The sequence below is a fragment of the Robinsoniella sp. KNHs210 genome, from assembly GCF_000686105.1.
Classification (GTDB): Bacteria; Bacillota; Clostridia; order Lachnospirales; family Lachnospiraceae; genus Robinsoniella; species Robinsoniella peoriensis.
The window spans coordinates 1,492,372-1,511,476 of sequence record NZ_JMLZ01000001.1; the positions used below are offsets into that span (position 1 = coordinate 1,492,372).

The 19,105-nt window shown below is 41.7% G+C and carries 14 protein-coding genes; 11 read left to right on the plus strand and 3 right to left on the minus strand.

All coding sequences use genetic code 11. The features are described from left to right. Nucleotides 1–45 precede the first annotated feature (45 nt). Nucleotides 46–936 (minus strand): helix-turn-helix domain-containing protein, encoded by an 891-nt coding sequence (locus CD03_RS0105765; RefSeq protein ID WP_027292816.1) that lies wholly within the window; start codon nucleotides 934–936, stop codon nucleotides 46–48. A 239-nt stretch (nucleotides 937–1,175) separates the two neighbouring features. Between CD03_RS0105765 and CD03_RS38510 the strand changes: the two genes are divergently transcribed. Next, nucleotides 1,176–4,046: a cobalamin-dependent protein gene (locus CD03_RS38510; RefSeq protein ID WP_330377154.1), complete on the plus strand. Its 2,871-nt coding sequence runs from the start codon at nucleotides 1,176–1,178 to the stop codon at nucleotides 4,044–4,046. A 29-nt stretch (nucleotides 4,047–4,075) separates the two neighbouring features. Here CD03_RS38510 and CD03_RS0105780 read toward each other — a convergent pair whose 3' ends face one another. Next, nucleotides 4,076–4,924: a helix-turn-helix transcriptional regulator gene (locus tag CD03_RS0105780; protein ID WP_027292817.1), complete on the minus strand. Its 849-nt coding sequence runs from the start codon at nucleotides 4,922–4,924 to the stop codon at nucleotides 4,076–4,078. A gap of 265 nt (nucleotides 4,925–5,189) precedes the next feature. Between CD03_RS0105780 and CD03_RS0105785 the strand changes: the two genes are divergently transcribed. Continuing rightward, nucleotides 5,190–6,665, plus strand: coding sequence for an alpha-L-fucosidase (locus tag CD03_RS0105785; RefSeq protein WP_027292818.1), 1,476 nt, complete (start codon nucleotides 5,190–5,192; stop codon nucleotides 6,663–6,665). Nucleotides 6,666–7,391: 726 nt separating this feature from the next. Here CD03_RS0105785 and CD03_RS38805 read toward each other — a convergent pair. After that, nucleotides 7,392–7,514: a hypothetical protein gene (locus CD03_RS38805; RefSeq protein ID WP_255348041.1), complete on the minus strand. Its 123-nt coding sequence runs from the start codon at nucleotides 7,512–7,514 to the stop codon at nucleotides 7,392–7,394. Nucleotides 7,515–7,666: 152 nt separating this feature from the next. On the opposite strand from CD03_RS38805, the gene CD03_RS0105800 reads away from it, so the two are divergent. From CD03_RS0105800 to CD03_RS0105840, 9 genes are all read left to right on the plus strand, one after another. Then, nucleotides 7,667–8,098: a hypothetical protein gene (locus tag CD03_RS0105800; protein ID WP_027292820.1), complete on the plus strand. Its 432-nt coding sequence runs from the start codon at nucleotides 7,667–7,669 to the stop codon at nucleotides 8,096–8,098. A 308-nt stretch (nucleotides 8,099–8,406) separates the two neighbouring features. Then, nucleotides 8,407–10,218, plus strand: coding sequence for a sensor histidine kinase (locus CD03_RS0105805; protein WP_027292821.1), 1,812 nt, complete (start codon nucleotides 8,407–8,409; stop codon nucleotides 10,216–10,218). Further along, the gene (locus CD03_RS0105810; protein WP_027292822.1) at nucleotides 10,196–11,431 is read left to right on the plus strand and encodes a response regulator transcription factor; all 1,236 of its coding nucleotides are present in this window, start codon (nucleotides 10,196–10,198) and stop codon (nucleotides 11,429–11,431) included. The genes CD03_RS0105805 and CD03_RS0105810 overlap by 23 nt, the downstream gene beginning before the upstream one ends. A 114-nt stretch (nucleotides 11,432–11,545) precedes the next feature. Then, on the plus strand, nucleotides 11,546–11,902 hold the full coding sequence (locus CD03_RS0105815; protein ID WP_027292823.1) for a winged helix-turn-helix transcriptional regulator: 357 nt from the start codon (nucleotides 11,546–11,548) through the stop codon (nucleotides 11,900–11,902). 73 nt (nucleotides 11,903–11,975) lie between these two features. After that, entirely contained in the window at nucleotides 11,976–12,395 is a 420-nt protein-coding gene (locus tag CD03_RS0105820) for a pyridoxamine 5'-phosphate oxidase family protein (RefSeq protein ID WP_027292824.1), read from the plus strand. A 306-nt stretch (nucleotides 12,396–12,701) separates the two neighbouring features. Continuing rightward, nucleotides 12,702–14,543: an extracellular solute-binding protein gene (locus CD03_RS0105825; RefSeq protein WP_027292825.1), complete on the plus strand. Its 1,842-nt coding sequence runs from the start codon at nucleotides 12,702–12,704 to the stop codon at nucleotides 14,541–14,543. A 22-nt stretch (nucleotides 14,544–14,565) separates the two neighbouring features. Continuing rightward, a complete protein-coding gene (locus tag CD03_RS0105830; RefSeq protein WP_242849053.1) occupies nucleotides 14,566–15,498 on the plus strand; it encodes an ABC transporter permease subunit in 933 nt (310 codons plus the stop codon). A gap of 121 nt (nucleotides 15,499–15,619) precedes the next feature. Next, nucleotides 15,620–16,537 (plus strand): carbohydrate ABC transporter permease, encoded by a 918-nt coding sequence (locus CD03_RS0105835; protein WP_052377693.1) that lies wholly within the window; start codon nucleotides 15,620–15,622, stop codon nucleotides 16,535–16,537. Nucleotides 16,538–16,579: 42 nt separating this feature from the next. Further along, on the plus strand, nucleotides 16,580–19,033 hold the full coding sequence (locus CD03_RS0105840) for a glycoside hydrolase family 95 protein (protein ID WP_027292828.1): 2,454 nt from the start codon (nucleotides 16,580–16,582) through the stop codon (nucleotides 19,031–19,033). Nucleotides 19,034–19,105: the final 72 nt, after the last annotated feature.

Genomic DNA, 19,105 nt, shown 5'->3' on the forward strand with positions numbered 1-19,105 from the left:
TTGCCTCTTTTTATGGTTGTAAATTTTGCTGCATACGGGCTTTGGCTAATCCAATAACCCCTTACCCTCTTTATACCGTTTCCGCTCATCTCCCGGAGCATATCCGGTGTATTTCCGGAAAAGGCGGTAAAAATTAGACATATTGGAAAACCCACAGTCTTCAGCAATGTCTAAGATGCCTTCGTCAGATGTGCGCAGCATTTCCCTTGCTTTTTGAATGCGCATTTCGATTAAAAATTCCTGAAACTGCATATTCGTCACTTTACGGAAATAGGAAGAAAAATAATTTGGACTCATGCAGGAAATCCCGGCCACATCCTCCAGTTTTATTTTTTCACAATAATGTCTTTTGATATACTGAAAGGATTTTTCCAGCCTTTTCATGGCCTCTTTTTTTCCACCCAGTAATTCTCCTGAGGCATAAGAACGCTCACAGTTTCTGTACAATATGGTGAGAATTTTCAAGATATCGGATTTGATCATTAAAGCATACCCAACTTCCCGCTCCGTGTATTCCCGGTTAATCTCGTTCATAATATGGATAATCTCTCTGGCATATGGAAGAGTTCCGGGAATTTTATTTTGAAAATTACTGCCGCGTTCCACAAAAGGCAATAAATAATCATAGTCAAAAATGCTGGTCCGATCTGCAATAAAATCAGAACCAAAAATCAAGACAAGCAATGTCATTTCCTCACTTAATACTTCCCATCCATGGGCTTCAATATGGTTAAATAAGATAATTTCTCCTTTTTCCACTTCGTACTGTTTGCCATTTACAAAATATCTGGCATGCCCATCTAAAATATAAGTGATCTCAAAAAAGTTATGCCAATGATATACCTCTGGTTTTTTAAAAGAATGCTGCTCAATATAAGTCCTTACTTCAAAAGGTTCCGCCTTATTTAATATAGTTGTATCCTGTGTAATGATCATCCGCAAATACCTCTCCGCAAAATTAATTCTCGCTGTTATCTGTATCTATTATAACGCTAATAATAAGATTTGTCTCATAATATTATTATCTGATCCATCGTAAGATAGTACATTCCCATCATAATAAAACAGAGGTTATTTTTACGTTTTCTATATAAAATAAAATGGTAAAAATTAACCAAGAGACTTGTGAAATAAAGTTTACAAAACTCATTGCGAACATGTTTAGGAGGTAGAACATGATTATAATTGGTGAAAAACTAAATGGGTCCATACCAGCGGTAGCAAAAGCAATTGCATCGAGAGATGCACAGTTAATCAAAGAGCGTGCAAAATTACAGGCCGATGCGGGGGCTGACTTTTTAGATGTATGTGCTTCTGTAGAAGAAGAGGAAGAGATAGAGACACTTCGCTGGATGATCGAACAGGTTCAGGAAGTAACGGACACACCGATTTGCGTTGATAGTCCAAGTGCGAAATCCTGTATTGGTGCACTGCCTTTTTGCAAGAGACCCGGATTGCTGAACTCCGTATCACTGGAAGGAGATAAGATTGATACTATATTTCCACTAATTGCAGATACAAATTGGGAATGTGTAGCTTTGCTTTGTGACAATGAAGGGATTCCGGATTCCGTAGAACGCCGCATGAAGGTATTTCATGGAATTATGGAAAAAGCCAGGGAATACGGGATTGATCCTTCCAGATTACATATAGATCCTCTGGTTGTAACCCTTTCTACAGATGAAACAGCATTACAGGTTTTTGCCAAATGCTGCAGATTAATAAAAGAGGAATATCCGGATATCCATATTACCAGCGGGTTGAGTAACATTTCCTATGGATTGCCCGTTCGTAAAAATATCAATCAGGCTTTTATGGTGCTGGCCATGAATGCGGGAATGGACAGCGCCATTGTAGATCCGACCAATAAAAATATGATCGGCATGATTTATGCGACTACAGCGCTGCTGGGGAAAGATGAGTTTTGCCTGAATTATATAAAAGAATTTCAGGAGAAGAAAGAAACAGGAGTAGATATCAATGAGTTAACAAAGGACATGATTCCGGAAATGAAAGATGTCTTTTTGGCAACACAGCATGGTAAAAATAAGGAGATTGGAAGCCTTGTACAAAGCGCGCTGGCTGCTGGGTGTGATCCGGTTGATGTATTAAATGATGGCATGATTGGGGCTATGGCTGTGGTAGGGGACCACTTTAAAAAAGAAATTATATTCGTACCCCAGATGCTGTCTGCTGCCAGAGCCATGAAAGCGGGCGTAGAAGTTTTAAAGCCTCATCTGGCGACCGGAGGCGCAGGAAGTGCGGGAAAAATGATTCTGGGAACGGTGGCAGGTGATTTGCATGATATCGGTAAAAACCTGGTTGGTATGATGATTGAAAGTGCCGGATTCGAAGTAATCGATCTGGGTGTTGATGTACCAATTGAAGTTTTTATCAAAGAGATTGAAGAGCATCCCGATGTGACTATTGTTGGTTTATCCGCGCTTTTAACCACAACAATGCCATCGCTGCGCAATACGGTAGCAGCATTAAATAATGCTCCGTTTCGAAGCCGGATTAAGATTATGGTGGGCGGTGCGCCTATTTCACAGGCATTTGCTGATGAAATCGGAGCGGATGCTTATACAGCAGATGCTGCAGAAGCAGCTGACAAAGCAAAAGAGTTGGCAAAAGCTGGAACTGGTTCGGTACCAGTCTCTAGAACGGCAGTTATAAAAAGCATTGCAGGAGAAGATGGCTCAGTGACAGCTGGAGCTGAGAGCGTTGAAGCTGAGAGATTTAAAACTGAGAGTGTTGGAGCTGAGAGTGTTGGAGCAGAAAGAGTTGAAGCTGAGAAAGAGAATGTCTTGCCCCAACTGGTTGGTATAAAGTTCACCGGAGTCAGCCCGGCAGTATCCGGTATCCCCTACAAAGAAAATATGGATGCAGTAAAAGAAAAGTTCACAAATTACTGGAAGCATAGAAATATAGGACGACCGCTTATGTGTGTCATAGCCAGAAAGCCGGAAATGGAAGCGTTTTCTGATGGAACTCCGGTAGAAGGCGGTTATCTGGATCAGATTTGCCAGGGTAAATATTATAATATGCCGGAAGAACTTAAGTGGAAGGATATGGAGGATAAATATCAAAATCCGGAGCAGATTGTAGCCCGTTACCGCTATTTCTGTGAAACACATGATTTTCTGGGCGAAAGTTTTCCTAATTTGAATGTGGACTTTGGTCCCGGTTCGCTGGCGGCTTATCTTGGTTCCGACATTGGATTCAAAGAAGACACGGTTTGGTTCAAGCCCTGTCTGGACAGTTGGGATGGTGTATCCCAATTTAATTTTGACCCGGAAAATGAGTGGTACAAAAAACATATTAAACTGGTAACAAGATGCCGTGAACTGGCTGGTGATGATTTTTATGTAGATATGCCCGATCTGATGGAGAATATTGATGTACTGGCTTCCTTGCGGGGAGCACAGGAGATTTTGTTCGATATGTTAGATGAGCCAGAGACTATCGGTGAACGCATTGGTGAAATTACGAATCTTTATTATGACTATTACAATCGATTTTACGATGTAATTAAAGATGAAAAGGGTGGTAATGCTTATACAGTATTCCAGATATGGGGACCCGGACGTACGGTAAAACTGCAGTGCGATTTTTCCGCTATGATGTCACCGGATGACTTCCGACAATATATTCAGCCATCTCTTAAGGCACAGGCTGATCAGGCAGACTATGTTCTGTACCATCTAGATGGTCCCGCTGCAATCAAGCATCTGGATGCACTTATGGAAATTGAAGGAATAGATGCACTACAATGGACAAGCGGCGATGCCGGACCGGATGGCACCTTACCGGATTGGGATGTCATTTACGATAAGGCAATCGCTGCAGGTAAATCCATCTGGGTGAAAGTATATTCCGGAAACTTCGAAGACTGGATTAAAAACGTAGACCGCCTGGTTCAGAAATACGGCTCTCACAGCCTGTTCCTGCTTTTCCCGGAAATGTCACGCAGGCAGGCGGATACACTTTTACAATATGCAGAAGAACATTGGAAGGATGTTCCGGGAACATTTTACGTTCGCTGATTTTCTAGTTAAATGAAAAACCTCCATTTTTATAAATGGGGGTTTTTGTCCGCTTTCCGATATTGTGAAGTAGTCATATGAAATTCTTTTTTAAAACAATTACAGAAATATTCTGCCGATGAAAAGCCTACTTTTTCAGCGATGGAAGCAGTAGAATCTGTGGTATTGCGAAGGAGAATACAGGCTGCATTTAGTTTTGCCCGCACCCGAAGTTCCTGGAAAGTTGTATGATAATGTTCCTTTAATAACCGCTGCAATTGCCTTATACTCAAACCCACCATATCCGCCAGTGATTCAGGTGTGATATCAGCGTAATAAGAGAGAAATGCCCGTTCAATCATCAGATACTTTTTTTCATCCGGCTGAATATCCGGTATTTCAGAGTGTGAGGTATAGCATGGAGAATAATCCCTTGCAAGGCGTATTAAAAATTCTGCGGCAAGATGAGGAAGAAGCAATTGGCTGCCGGTTGATTTTTGCTGTTCTTCTTCAAAAAGCCTGTCCAGTGCATTCCTGGTTTCGTAAGAAAGATTTCCAAACCAAAAGTTCTGTCCGATAAGAGTCAGGAGCAGAGGATCTTTTTCAGGAACCTGTTTTTGGCTTACGGTATAGTAGACTCCGATTTCATGCATGGTATCCGTTGAATCCGGTATTTGTTCATGGGAAACACCCGGTCCGGTCAAATAAAAGTCTCCGGCAGCCAGCTGATAGGTTTCTGAATCAATATGAACCAAACCCCGTCCCTGTGTTATGGCATGCAATTCATAGCTGTCACTGCTGTGAACGTGCATGGGCATATAGGGCATTGGGCCGGAAGTTAGCGAGAGTACATGGAATTGGGTATTACCAAGGGAAAAGTGGATATTGACATCCCCCATAAGAGCCTCCTTAATGCAGATGGCGGGAATGAATGTTCAAACACGCTCTAGCCTGCGTTAATATAACAATAAATCTATTCTAATACAAAAGACGCTGGAAGGAAAGACAAATAGTTTTCTAAAATTGACACCTTATTGTAAAATGACGACATTATATCTCAGAACATGCCGTTCATTTCCCTGTTAATTATTTTGAAATTTACTATAATGAAGCTATCAAAACAGTAATTAAATGTTGTTTTTATTTGTAAATAAGGAGGATAAAATGTACGATTTAAAACCATATTTAGAGGAAATTGATAAAGTAATTGCCCGGGGACCATTTGCGGACAGCTGGGATTCACTGCAACACTATCAGGTGCCGGACTGGTACCGTAAAGCCAAGTTTGGAATTTTTATTCATTGGGGCGTTTACAGTGTTCCGGCATTTGGAAGCGAATGGTATTCCAGAAATATGTATATACAGGGAAGCCCGGAATTTGAACATCATGTAAGGACATATGGAGCACATAAGGATTTTGGTTATAAAGACTTTATTCCGATGTTTGATGCACCGAAGTTTGATCCGGAAGCATGGGCAGATTTATTCCAAAAAGCGGGAGCGAAGTATGTGGTACCGGTGGCGGAGCATCATGACGGATTCCAGATGTATAAAAGTGAGATTTCTCATTGGAATGCTTTTGAAATGGGACCTCACAGAGATATTTTAGGTGAACTGGACCATTCATTTAAAGAGAGAAACATGGAAACCGGAGCTTCCTCACATCGGATTGAGCACTGGTTTTTCATGGGACGTGGAAAAGAATTTGACAGTGATATCAAAGAACCCATGGAGCGGGGCGATTTCTACTGGCCTGCAATGCCGGAAAGAGACCATTACGATCTGTACAGTCAACCGGAACCTACAGAAGAATTTTTACAGGACTGGCTTTGCCGTACCTGTGAAATTATTGATCAGTATCATCCGAAGATTCTATACTTTGACTGGTGGATTCAGCATCACACGGCGAAACCCTATTTGAAAAAATTGGCGGCCTATTATTATAACAGAGCAGCTCAGTGGGGAGAAGAGGTTGTAATCAATTACAAACATGATGCATATATGTTTGGCAGTGCGGTAGTGGATATCGAAAGAGGACAGTTTGCGGAAATGAAACCGTATTTCTGGCAGACGGATACAGCAATTGCGTTAAATTCCTGGTGCTATACGGAAAATAATGAGTTCCGTCCAGCGGAAGATTTAATTTGTGACCTGGTTGACATTGTGAGTAAAAACGGATGCCTGCTTTTAAACGTAGGACCGAAAGCAGATGGATCGATTTCGCCGGAGGATACCAAAATATTACTTGAAATTGGAGAATGGCTGAAGGTGAACGGAGAAGCAATATATGATACCGGTGTGTGGAGAAAATATGGGGAAGGTCCTACGGAAATAGTGGAAGGACAATTCTCGGATAGTATTAAGAAGAACTTCACCCACGAAGATATCCGCTATACGGTAAATGGCAGTTATCTGTATGCAACCGCATTAAAATGCAGCCCGGATGGGAATTATACCTTAAAGGCACTGGGCATCCAGGATGCCTCCAGACAGGCAAACTTTCATGGAATTGTTTTAGATGCAGATGTTTTAGGATTCGAAGAAAAACCAGAATGGGTACGGGATGAAAACGGTCTGCATATTCATGTGAACACTGTACAGAGCCTCAAACCTGTTGTATTTAAAATTAGAATCGATTAAATTTGGGTTTAGCTGAGTAAGGACGCTTTGTAGATGTAGGTAGTGTACGGAAAGAGAAGGGGGCGAACCAGGACATTGGTTTGGAAGGCTTACCGCAGAACTGGCATTTTCTAACCTTCCCGGAGAACTTTTTGGCGGCACGCGGGCATTCGCTCCGAAATCCTGATGCATTTCGCAGCTCACTGCCCGCTTACAATCCGATGGGAGCCAGTCGAATTGTATCCGCCAAAAAGCACTCCGGGAAGGTAAGTAAATGCTCAGCTCTGCTATACGCCTCCCAAACCAATGTCCTGGTCCGCCCCCTTCTCTTTCCGAGATAGCATTCGTTGATACAAAGCTGGTTTTCTCAGCATGATGGGACCCCGGGGTTGTGGCATGCCGGACGCAACTGGCATAAAGCAACTGATCTTGAGAACGAATTTGTTTTTCATTCTGTAACCAGAAAAAGGAGCAAACTTTCATCTTCTTTTACGCAAACAGCCGAAACATACTACGCAGCATCCAATAAAGAACAGCCTGCCACAGCCCAGGGGTTCCAACCTGCTGAGAAAACCAGCTTTGTATCAACAAATGCTATCTCGGAAATATGGGTGTGTGAAACTGGTATGGGCGGAGGAAGCGTAGAGCAGAGCTGAGTATTTACTTACCTTTCCGGAGTGTTTTTTGGCGGATAGTATTCGACTGGCTCCCATCGGATACTAAGCGGGTACTGAACCAAGAAATGCATCAGGATTTCTCGGTGAATACCCGCGTGCCGCCAAAAAGCGCTTCGAAAAGGTTAGAAAATACCAGTTCTGCGGCCAGCTGACGGAGCCCATGCCAGTTTCCCACACCCATCTTTCCGTACACTACCTACATCTACAAAGCGTCCCCTTCCTCAGCAAAACCCAAATATACATACCATACCATGTATATTTATGGCTCATATGGTAATCATAGGTATTGCAGGACAGGCCAATTTGTGCCTGATGTAAAATGTACGGAAAGGCAGATGGAATATTATGAATGCAAATGCAGAGTTATTAAATTTTATTTATCAGAATTCGGGAATGGGCGTGGATACGCTAAATCAGCTGCTTGATATTGTGGAAAGTGATGCGTTTCGCAAGCAGATCGAGAGCCAGTTAAAAGGATACCGGGAATTCAATGAAAAGTCGAAAGCAATGCTGAATGAGAACGGATACAATGAAAAAGATATCAGTGCTTTTCAGAAAATGACATCCAATGTTATGATTAATGTCAAAACAATGACAGATAAATCAAACAGCCATATCGCGGAAATGATGCTGACAGGAAGTAACATGGGCATTATAGATGCAATTAAGAGCATCAAAAAATATGAGCATGATGCAGAAAAAGATATTGTTTCACTGATGAAAAAACTTTTGGATTTTGAAGAAAAAAATGTAGAGAAGTTAAAAGAGTTTTTATAATTAAAAATAGAATTGACGTAAATCGATAAGCCGGAAATTTGTACATTGAGTAAACTTTTACAAATTTCCGGCTTTTCCTTTGTCTATTCATAGGAGGCCATTTTCTGTCCGGAGTGAAAGGCTGCGCTACGCGAATAAAGTAGAAAATACAGAAAATTAAAGGAAAAGCAAGCTTTGTTTTGACAATAAAATACCCCTATGCTATCATAAATTTTATAGACATCCTGCATCTATCCGTGGGTCTGTCGGCACATAAGCGGTCAGACACGTTCCGGTGCAGGAAATGGTTACTATTGAGGGTGGGGTAAGTGAAGATTAAGGATAAGACAGCGGGAAAAAACAGCTTTTTTAACAAGATATTTCTGGTGTATGCGTTGATTACCATCATATCCAGTTTTGTCTTGTTTCTGATATTAACAGAAAATCTGATAACGATTAAGAAGGATCAGGCGTTGGAGATGAGTGGACAGGTCATCGAATCGGTTGATTCTTTTTTGCAGTCTAAAATTGTAGATGAAAAATCTATATATCAAAAATTATACAGAGATGATGAGAAGTGGGCTCATCTGATTGAAGAGATTATCAATGAAGAACGGCAGGATTATTATACGGAGCACTTACAGGAAGTCCAGAAAAATATCACACAGACGGTATATGCCGTAGATAACCAATTTAACGGCACTTTTTTGTATGGAAAAAATACTGGGAAGATATTGCAGTTTGGGTCATTTCAAAACTCGGGGGAATATCAATTTTTTGTGAATACGGTCCATGATTTTGCATATCTGGAAGAGTCAAAGACAAAACTGGTATCCGCACGGAATGAATATACAGGTAATAATTCTTTTTCTATTTTTATTTTTGACCCGATCCGTGATCCTGCAAATTTTGCAACTAAAATCGGGACGATGGCTATGTGTTTTAATGCCAAGAATATTCGCAATTGTTACCGGAGATTTGATAAATATATCAAGGGAAGTGTTTGGGTGATGGATGAAAATGGAGGTCTGATATATGATTCGTCGTCAGAATATCAATTAGAAGGAGCATTTCCCCAAATGGATCTGCTGATTGAAAGGGACAGCACTTTATCCGGTAAGGATATGATCTATAATTCTGTTTATAACAGTGAGGGCGGCTATTATGTGATCAATCCCATTCCTATGGCGGCGATTATGGATGATGTCAGGGTCTTGCAGTACAATATTTTCAAAGTTATGATTCTGGTGCTTTTATGCGCCGCACTTTTGAATTTTATCAGTACAAAGTTTTTTGCCAACCGGGTGAGGGCCATTAAGGAAACCATGGATCAGGTGAAACAGGGGAAGCTTACTAACTTTAAGAAACAGCGCAGATACCGTGATGAAGTGGGATATATACACTCGGAACTGATTGAGATGTGCTCCGTGTTGGATGCCCACATTAAGAAAGAGTATGTCTATCAGCTTCGTCAGAAGGAGATGGAACTCTATGCTCTGCAGGCGCAGATTGATCCGCATTTCTTATATAATTCACTGGAGGCAATTCGGATGAACCTGTATATGAAGGGCGAAGAAGAAGCAGGAAAAATGATTTGGATTCTCTCTGATATGTTCCGGAATATTATGAAAAAAGATGTGGTGGTAACAAACAGGGATGAAATGAATTATGTAAAATCTTACCTGGAGCTATATCGGTTCCGTCTGGGGGACCGCATGGAGTATGAGATAGAAGTCCATGAGGAGGTTTATCGCTATGCTACCATTAAGCATATTTTACAGCCTATATTAGAAAATGCACTGGTACATGGAATACAGGATGTAGGCACGGAGGAACATCCCTCCAGAATAAAAATACTGGCAGAGAAACAAGGGGAAGATATTGTATTTACCATTTCTGACAGCGGAAGTGGAATTGAAACTGAAAGGCTGCAGGAAATCCGGGAGAACCTGGAAAAGGATGAGCTGTTTCAGAAATCCATCGGAATCTATAACGTAAATAACAGGCTGCGGATTGTATACGGAGACGATTATATGCTGCAGATTTTCAGCAAGGAAATGGAAGGTACAGAAGTAATATTAAAAATAAAAGCAATGAAGAAAAAGGAGTTGGAGAGTTATGTACGGGATATTAATTGTTGATGATGAGCCAATGATCTGCGAGGGACTGAAAGCATTTGCTGACAGATGGGACTATTCTTTTGAAACGGTGCTGACTGCACGCAATGGGGAAGAAGCCCTCGCGGTCATAGCGAAAGAGTCACCCCAGATTCTCATTACCGATATCCGGATGCCGAAAATGGATGGTGTGGAGCTGCTGCAAAGAATCCGGGAGTTAAAAATGGACATCCATGTTATCGTACTAAGCGGATATGATGATTTTGAGTATGTGCGGGCAATGGCGGTTCTGGGAATTGAAAATTATCTTTTAAAACCTGTCAGTCATGAAGAACTGGGACAGACATTAAAAATTGTGATCAAGCATCTGGATCAGGAACGCAACCTGAAAATGAAAGCCCAGCTGGACATTAATCTCATCCGTGAAAATATAATCAACCGCTGGATGTATGGATCCATTGGAGAAAATGAACTTCAGGAAAGAGCGGATTTTTTGGAACTGGATTTAGAAGCAGCGTCTTATCAGCCCTGTATTCTGCGTCTTCTTGGAAAAGATATGAAACGGGAGATCGAGCTTAAAAATCAAATACACCGTATTTGTGTTTCTATTTTGTCTGAAAGATGTGTCTGTTATTATTCGCGTAATTACGATGGGGATACCATAGTGGTCTTCTGCCGGAATGAGGAAGAAAAAGACCAGTTACCTATCATACAGGCAATTAACCAATGTGTGGAAATGGTATTAAATGAACTGCAGGTTAAATTGTATGTATTGCTGGGAAGTCCGGCTGAAGATTACTGGAAGGTGGCAGACAGCTTTGCAAAAGCAGTGGCTGGAGGCATTTATCTGGATAAAATTCCGAATGGGTCAGCTGGGGATGACCCGGAAGAAAGCAGCAACTCTTCACCGTTTTCCCTGCGATTGGCAAATTATGTGCTGGAGCATTATGAGGAAGATCTGTCCCTGAAATCCCTGGCTCAGCATTTCCGGGGCAATGCAGCCTATATCGGCCAGATCTTCAAAAGAGACATCGGCAGATCGTTTTCCGATTACTTAAAAGAAATCCGGATTGAAAAAGCAAAAGAGCTTTTGAAAAAGGGAAATAGCAGTGCGAAAGAAATATCCGCCAAAGTTGGTTTTCAGAATACTACATACTTTTGTGCTGTATTTAAAAAAGAGACAGGGGTTAGTCCCGCAGAGTATAAGAAAATATTTGGAGAAAATGCCCGTTTGTAAGGACTGGTACATCATTGCGTAATTAACAGTGAATTTAACAATGAATTTAACAATCCTCTGGCTTTATCCATTCAGATAAGAAACCGGAAAATAATTATACAGGAGGGATGCAGCGTGAAAATACGAGGTGAGTATACATGTCCGTTAGAAATGACACATGATATCATAAAAGGAAAATGGAAGCCCATTATTTTGTGGCAGCTTAGTAAAGGCGGATTTTCACTATCCAATCTAAAAAAATCCATTCAGGGGGTCAGTCAAAAAATGCTCGTACAGCATCTGAATGAGCTTTTAGAGTATGGGCTGATAGACAAAACAATAAATGACGGTTACCCGCTAAAATCAAACTACTTTCTTACAGAGCGTGGGAAAAAGATTTTTGAAGCAGTATCAATTATGCAAAGCGTGGGAATAGAAATGATGATAGAAGATCATCGGGAGGATTTTTTGAAAGCACAAGGATTTTTATAGTTACAAAAAAGTGACTGATTTACGATTCTCCATGTCTCACTTATAATAAGGGTAAAAATAAGGAGGTGCTAAAGTGAAAGATCCGGTAAAAACAATTGGAAATTTAATTGATAAGCAAAGCGTTTCATTTATAAGTTCTGTGGATGAATCTGGCTGTCCCAATACGAAAGCCATGTTACCGCCACGAAAAAGAGAGGGAATCAAAGTGTTCTATTTTACAACGAATACTTCATCCATGAGGGTGGGGCAGTATAAGAACAATCCTCAGGCATGCATATATTTTTGCGATAAAAGATTCTTTAGGGGCATTATGCTGACTGGCACAATGGAGGTTCTGGAAGACCGTGAACACAAAGAGCTGATATGGCAGGAAGGTGATACCATGTATTACTCAAAAGGTGTGACTGACCCGGATTACTGTGTATTGCGTTTTACTGCCAGACAGGGCAGATATTATAGTAATTTCAGCTCAGAAACATTTGAAATTGAATAATTTTTGTATAAAAGTCTCTGTATCGCCTAACGGCAGGACAGAGACTTTTTTGTTTATAATATGCTGGGTATGAGCGCAAAAACACTATAAAATATATACGATATTCCTAACAATAATTTTTGTAACAATATATAATTATTTAAATTGTATATAAAAATAATATGTTCTATGATATTTATAGTAAATAAATGCATGGCACTGCAAGGTTAGACAAAACGCATGTCTTGATGCATATTCTGGATTTTGGCCAATCAGAAGGAGTGTATTTACCGGGAAAATAAAAGATAAAAAGGTGGAGGTAAGTGGATGAAAAGAAGAATGAAATCTGTCGTAAGTATTTTGTTGGCAGCAGCTATGGTTTCAACTATGGCAGGATGTGGAGGCGAACAGGAGTCTGGAGCAGATGCCGGAAAAAAAGTGGATACGGGTGGGAATGCAGATTCCTCGGAAAAAGGGAACGATGATGTGGTGACTTTGAAGATGTTCATACGGAATCAGTCCAAATACACAGGATTGCAAGAGGATCCCGTGGCAAAATATATCGAAGATAAATTGGGAATAAGAATTGAGCTGACCGTAGACTCAAGTCTTGGAAATACAACGGCACAAACAAGTACCTTTAATGAACTTCTGGCGACGAAGCTGGCAAGTAACGATCTGGATGATATTATGGATTTTGGTTCACCTGCGGGAAATCCGGAGATTCTAAATAATCTAAACAGGGCAGTGGAAGCCGGGATGATTATTCCATTAGATGATCTGGCAGCTAATACAGAGCATATCGGAAAAGATCCAAGGCTTACCATTCGAAATGAATACCGCAGAGACCATATGTATCAGGACGGACATTTTTACAGCCTGGGCGGCTGGGGCGGAATGGGACTGGATCAATTGCCCGGAAGTGCCAACTGGGTGCGCTGGGATTTATACAAAGAGATGGGATATCCGGATATTAAGACAGATGAAGAGTTTCTGGATATGTTAAAAGAAATGCAGGATAACAATCCACAGACGCCGGCAGGTGAAAAGATCTATGCTCTGGGCGGGGGTTTTGCGGATCCGCAGGGGATGGGCGATGGATTTGTCAACCGGGATTATCCTCTCTCCAAAGGTTACGAACCTATCGAAGGAAATTATGCAGTATATTTGAACCATGGGACGAAACAGGTAGAGGCACCATTATTAGATCCTGACAGTTTTTTCTGGAAAGGTGTAGACTTCTACTATAAAGCTAATCAGATGGGATTGATTGATCCGGGTGCGGTGACCATGAGCAGTTCCGAGTACAAAGAAAAAACGGACAAGGGCGGTTATCTTGCTGCTTTAAACGGCTGGCAGGTCATGAATAAAGAAGCACTTTTAGATGGTTTGGGTATGAAAGATTCCGGATATATGCCGATTAAGATGCTGGATGATGTGCAGTCTATGTCGATTTACTGGGAATCAGTTGTGGGTGGAAATGAATTTGCGATTACCAGTAAGTGCAAATATCCGGAGAAAGCAATGGAATTTCTGGACTGGTGCTTCTCGGAAGAAGGATCCCGCATGATTACGCAGGGAGCAGAAGGCATGGCATATGAAGTAAAGGACGGTATTCCCACGGTTACCGATCAATACGTAGCAGATAATCAGGGCGGCGTGGTAGATATGGCGGAAACATACGGAAAGTGGAAATATGCCGGAATTAATGCCTTCCAGCACATCGATGTAGATTCTGACGGCAATTATATCCAACCTGAACAGACGCCGAATCTGGATAATTATACAGCGGTAAAGAAAGATGCCCTGGCATTCTACGGAGCGGACAGTTTTACGGATTATTTTAAAAATTATAAAACCAGAAGCGGTGAAAAGCTTCCAAATGTGATCTGGTCTACCTACACCAGCGGTATCGGCTCCAAACCGGATGATATCAAACAAAAGTATGCCCAGATTAATGAATATATGTATAAAGCAGTATTTAAGCTTGTTTATGCAAAAGATGAAAATGAATTTCAGACTTTAAAGCAGGAAACCATGGATAAGGTTGCAGGAATGGGTGTAGATGATGTAGTGAAATGGTACACGGACCGTTTTGACCAGCTGCACAAAGATCTGGATCCCATGATCGACAAAGCTATGACTGCTTATAAAATAGATTTAAAATAATAAGGCGAAAGGAGGTAGTTGTTTGAAAAATTTAATATGTAATGTCAGCGGCAGAAATGGCGCTACAAAGCGGAAGCTCTTGCTGATCAGCCTGCCCTTTATTATGTTTATATCGGCATTTTGCTATGCCCCTCTGGCAGGCTGGATTATTTCTTTTTTTAAATACTATCCGGGAATTCCCCTGAATAAGCTGGAATTTGTAGGTCTGCAAAATTTCAGGATGTTTTTCAGCAATGGAGAACAGGTATTAAACGTAGTGAGGAATACATTTGTACTCAGCGGGCTGATTATTATTACATTGCCGGTACCGGCATGTTTTGCAATTTTATTAAATGAACTTTCCACCAGGCGGTTAAAAAAGGTGGTGCAGACATTTTCCACCATACCATATTTTATTTCATATGTATTGTTGTATCTGGCTTTTGTGACGATTCTTTCTCCTTCAGATGGAATGCTAAATACACTGCTGTATGAAAAACTGCATCTTATTGACCAGCCGTTAAATGTACTTACCAATCCCAAAACGGCATGGACAGTGCAGACCTGTACTTATTTATTTAAAAATATGGGTTACAGTGCCATTTTATATCTATCGGCAATAGCCAGTATCGATACCCAGCTGTATGAAGCAGCTGAAGTAGATGGTGCAGGCAGATTCCAGCGGATGCTTCACATTACGGTTCCCGGGCTGGTCTCTACTTTCGTTGTATTATTGGTTCTGGGACTTGGAAATGTGCTCTCGGGAGCAGGATTTGAACAGTATTATGTCTTCGGAAATGCCATGGTATTGGATAAGCTGGAAGTAATTGATACCTATACTTATAAAATGGGAATTGTACAGGGAAATTATTCCTTTGGTACTGCAATGAGTATGATGAAATCGCTGTTAAGTGTTGGGTTATTGCTGTTTTCTAACTCTATCGTGAAGCGTATTCGGGGCAGTTCTATCTTTTAAGATCACACTGCTTATTTAGGAATATCGTAAACCGGTTTGCGATATTCATGGGTTAAAAGTTGAAAGAAAATTGCTAAGTAGAAAGGAAGCCACACTGTGATTCTTTCAACTTGATTTATTTGTGGCAGTATTGCAGCAAGGCCTGCAATATGCAATGGGTGCAATAATGAAAAAAAAGATGACTGTATTCGATGTTATCAATATTATATTTATGCTTCTTGTGCTGATAGTCTGCATCTATCCCTTTTACTGCCTGTTAATCAGTTCATTCAGCGATCCCAAGCAGGCAGAAGGGTGGTTTTTCATATTTCCCACCAATGTATCGCTGAACAGTTACCGGGAAATCTTTGGCAATAACAGGATACTGCAGCCAATTGTGATTTCCCTGTCAAGAGCAGTAATTGGAACCGTGATCACGCTGGTGTGCTGCAGCATGTTTGCCTATCTGGTAACCCAGAAAGAGCTGCCATACCGCAAAGGAATCTATAAATTTGTTGTAGTTACCATGTATCTGAATGCAGGAATGATCCCCTGGGTAATCACCATGGTAACTTATGGATTGAAAAATAATTTCTTTGTGTATGTAATACCTACTGCCATGTCAGCGTTTTACATTATACTAATCAAAACATATATTGAAGGAATTCCGGCAGAACTGGAAGAGTCTGCAAGAATGGATGGGGCAGGATTTTTTACCACCTTCTTTAAAATAATTCTTCCGGTATCAACCCCGATTCTCGGCGCGGTAGCAATGTTCAGTGCGGTTGCCCAGTGGAATTCCTGGTATGATAACCTGATGCTGGTGCAGGATAACGGTTTAAAGACACTGCAGCTGATGCTGTATCAGGTAATTCAAAACATGAACGTAGTTATGAATGACCCAAAGACGGCAGGAACGGCAATGGTAATGAACCGCCCGTCTATTCTGTCGGTACGTTCCGCTATTGCAATGCTCACCATCATTCCTGTCCTGGCAGTATATCCGTTTATGCAAAGGTATTTTACAAAAGGAATTATGATGGGAGCAGTGAAAGGCTAATACAGCATCGCAGGCGGATCCCGCTATAAAGGGGGTTTAAGGTTGAAAGAAAATTACGATGCAGAAAGGACGCCACGATGTGATTCTTTCAATCTGTTTGATTGTGGCAGTATTGCAGCTTGCCTGCAATATGCAATGGGAATAAATATGAATAACAGAGATATATTATGGTATCGGCAGCCGGCAAAGAAGTGGATTGAGGCGCTGCCCCTGGGAAATGGCAGAATAGGGGCTATGGTATATGGAGGCGGGCTTTCGGAGCGGATCCAGATTGATGAATCTACGTTCTGGTCAGGAGAGCCTTCTTCGGAAAACAACCGTCCTGGTACAAAAGAGCTGTTAGGTCAGATACGGCAGGTTTTATTAAATAAGGAATATGAAAAGGCAGATCATCTTGGCAGAAATCTAACCGGTAATAAAAATAATTATGGAACCAATATGCCTGTGGGGGAATTAGAATTAGACCTGTGTATGGAGGGGGATGAATGTAAGTCGTCTGATTTACGAAGAAGCCTGGATATCAGTGCCGGTATTGCAAATACAGAATTTACTATTCATAACAATCCATTTGTCCGGGAAGTATTCGTATCCGGTCCCCACCAGATCGTATTGATGAAGTTTTATTCCTGGCAAAAAGTAAATTTTCAGATTAAAATCCGTTATGACGGAATCGGAAATAATACCGGAATAACAGGAATAGAAGATGAGGATTACCTGATTAACGGGGATGCATTGGAAGACCTCCACAGTGATGGAAAATGCGGTGTTCATTTAAACGGCAGAATCCGTGTCCTGACCGATGGGAAATCCAGATATGAATCCGGGTGTATTGTAATAGATCAGGCGACGGCAATAGAGCTGCGGATGGGGCTGGCAACCAATATGTTTATGGATGACGCGGATCATATGGTAAAAGAACAGCTGAATGCAGTGCAGAGCCAAACTTATGAAGAGCTAAAGGAAATCCATATTCGTGACGTGAAGGATCGGTATCGTAGAATGGATATCCGGTTGGAGGGCGGGAAAGAAACAGCTGTGGCAGAGAGAAAAACCGCAGGAATGGCAGAACCAGATACAGCCGCTCCTTGGAATCTTCCTACCGATGAAAGAATCGAACAGGCAGCAGCAGGTGCAAGTGACCCTGATCTGTATGCCCTCATGTTCCAATACGGAAGATATCTGCTGATCGCTTCCTCCAGGGAAGACGCACCGCTTCCCACTCATATGGGTGGTATCTGGAATGATAATATTTACAATCGGATAGACTGTACCCAGGACATGCATATTGACATGAATATACAGATGCAGTACTGGCTGGCAGGTGCCTGCAACCTTACGGAAGCATACTGGCCGCTGTTTCACTGGCTGGAGCAGACGCTGGTCCCCTCCGGCAAAAAGACAGCCAGGGAAGCATATGGGGCGAAGGGCTGGACTGCCCATGTAACGTCAAACCCCTGGGGTTTCACTTCACTTGGCTGGTCTTATAACTGGGGTGTTTTCTCCTTTGGGGGTGCGTGGACAGCCGTACTGTTATGGGATTATTACGAGTTTACAAAAGACAGGGCATTCCTGAAAGATTTCGCGTATCCGATTCTGGAAGGTGCAGCTCAGTTTGCAGTGGATTATTTATATTTTGATGAAGTTACTGGCTGGTATATGACAGGACCCTCCTATTCTCCGGAAAATCAATTCTCCATAGATGGTAAAAACTATTTTCTGTCCCTGTCCACCACCTGCGATGTAGTGCTGGTCAGGGAGATTCTGGAAATTGCAAGAAAGGCTTCAAAGGAACTGGAGAGCGCCGACCTGGAATTGGTGGGGCGCATAGATCAAATATTGCCAAAGCTTCCGCCTTATCAAATCGGAAAAAAAGGGCAGATTCAGGAATGGATGGAAGATTTTGAAGAACCGATTCCAAATCACAGGCATACTTCCCATCTGCTGGGGCTGTATCCATTTCATCAGATTGATGCCCGGACAGACCAGGATTTAAAGCATGCGGCTCAGAAGACATTAGAGCTGCGGTATAAAAATTTTGAAATCACATCCTGGGGAATGGCGATGCTTGTGGGATATCATGCCAGAATGAACGATGGGGAACAGGCTTGGAAAATACTGAATGATACGGTTAAGAGACTGGTAAAACCTAATCTGGCATCGGTTATGAGCGATGAGACATCCATGTGGTGCGGTACCTGGGAACTTGATGGAAATACCGGAATTACAGCAGGGATCGGTGAGATGCTGTTACAGAGCTTTGAAGATCAGGTAGTAGTTCTGCCGGCACTTCCGGCGGATTGGAAGCATGGGCATTTGAAAGGCAGCCGTATCAGAGGCGGACATACCGCAGATGTTGAATGGGAAAATGGAAAGCTCATATCATTTCAGATAATGGGAGCGTGCAGTGATAAAAAGAGAATCCGCTATGGTGAAAAAGAGATGGAGGTCCAGCTGCAGGAGGGCATTTGGGCAATATTAGATCAGTTGAAGGATTAGGGCATGTCTGAAAAATCATTGCATCTATCTGCACGTCCCACTTTGCGGGTTAGATCTGAACAGGAGAACTCA

What these genes read in the sequence shown, in the direction of transcription:
- CD03_RS0105765 (WP_027292816.1), bottom strand. Translation starts at nt 936, where the DNA reads ATGATCATTACACAGGATACAACTATATTAAATAAGGCGGAACCTTTT.
- CD03_RS38510 (WP_330377154.1), top strand. Translation starts at nt 1,176, where the DNA reads ATGATTATAATTGGTGAAAAACTAAATGGGTCCATACCAGCGGTAGCA.
- CD03_RS0105780 (WP_027292817.1), bottom strand. Translation starts at nt 4,924, where the DNA reads ATGGGGGATGTCAATATCCACTTTTCCCTTGGTAATACCCAATTCCAT.
- CD03_RS0105785 (WP_027292818.1), top strand. Translation starts at nt 5,190, where the DNA reads ATGTACGATTTAAAACCATATTTAGAGGAAATTGATAAAGTAATTGCC.
- CD03_RS0105800 (WP_027292820.1), top strand. Translation starts at nt 7,667, where the DNA reads ATGAATGCAAATGCAGAGTTATTAAATTTTATTTATCAGAATTCGGGA.
- CD03_RS0105810 (WP_027292822.1), top strand. Translation starts at nt 10,196, where the DNA reads ATGTACGGGATATTAATTGTTGATGATGAGCCAATGATCTGCGAGGGA.
- CD03_RS0105825 (WP_027292825.1), top strand. Translation starts at nt 12,702, where the DNA reads ATGAAAAGAAGAATGAAATCTGTCGTAAGTATTTTGTTGGCAGCAGCT.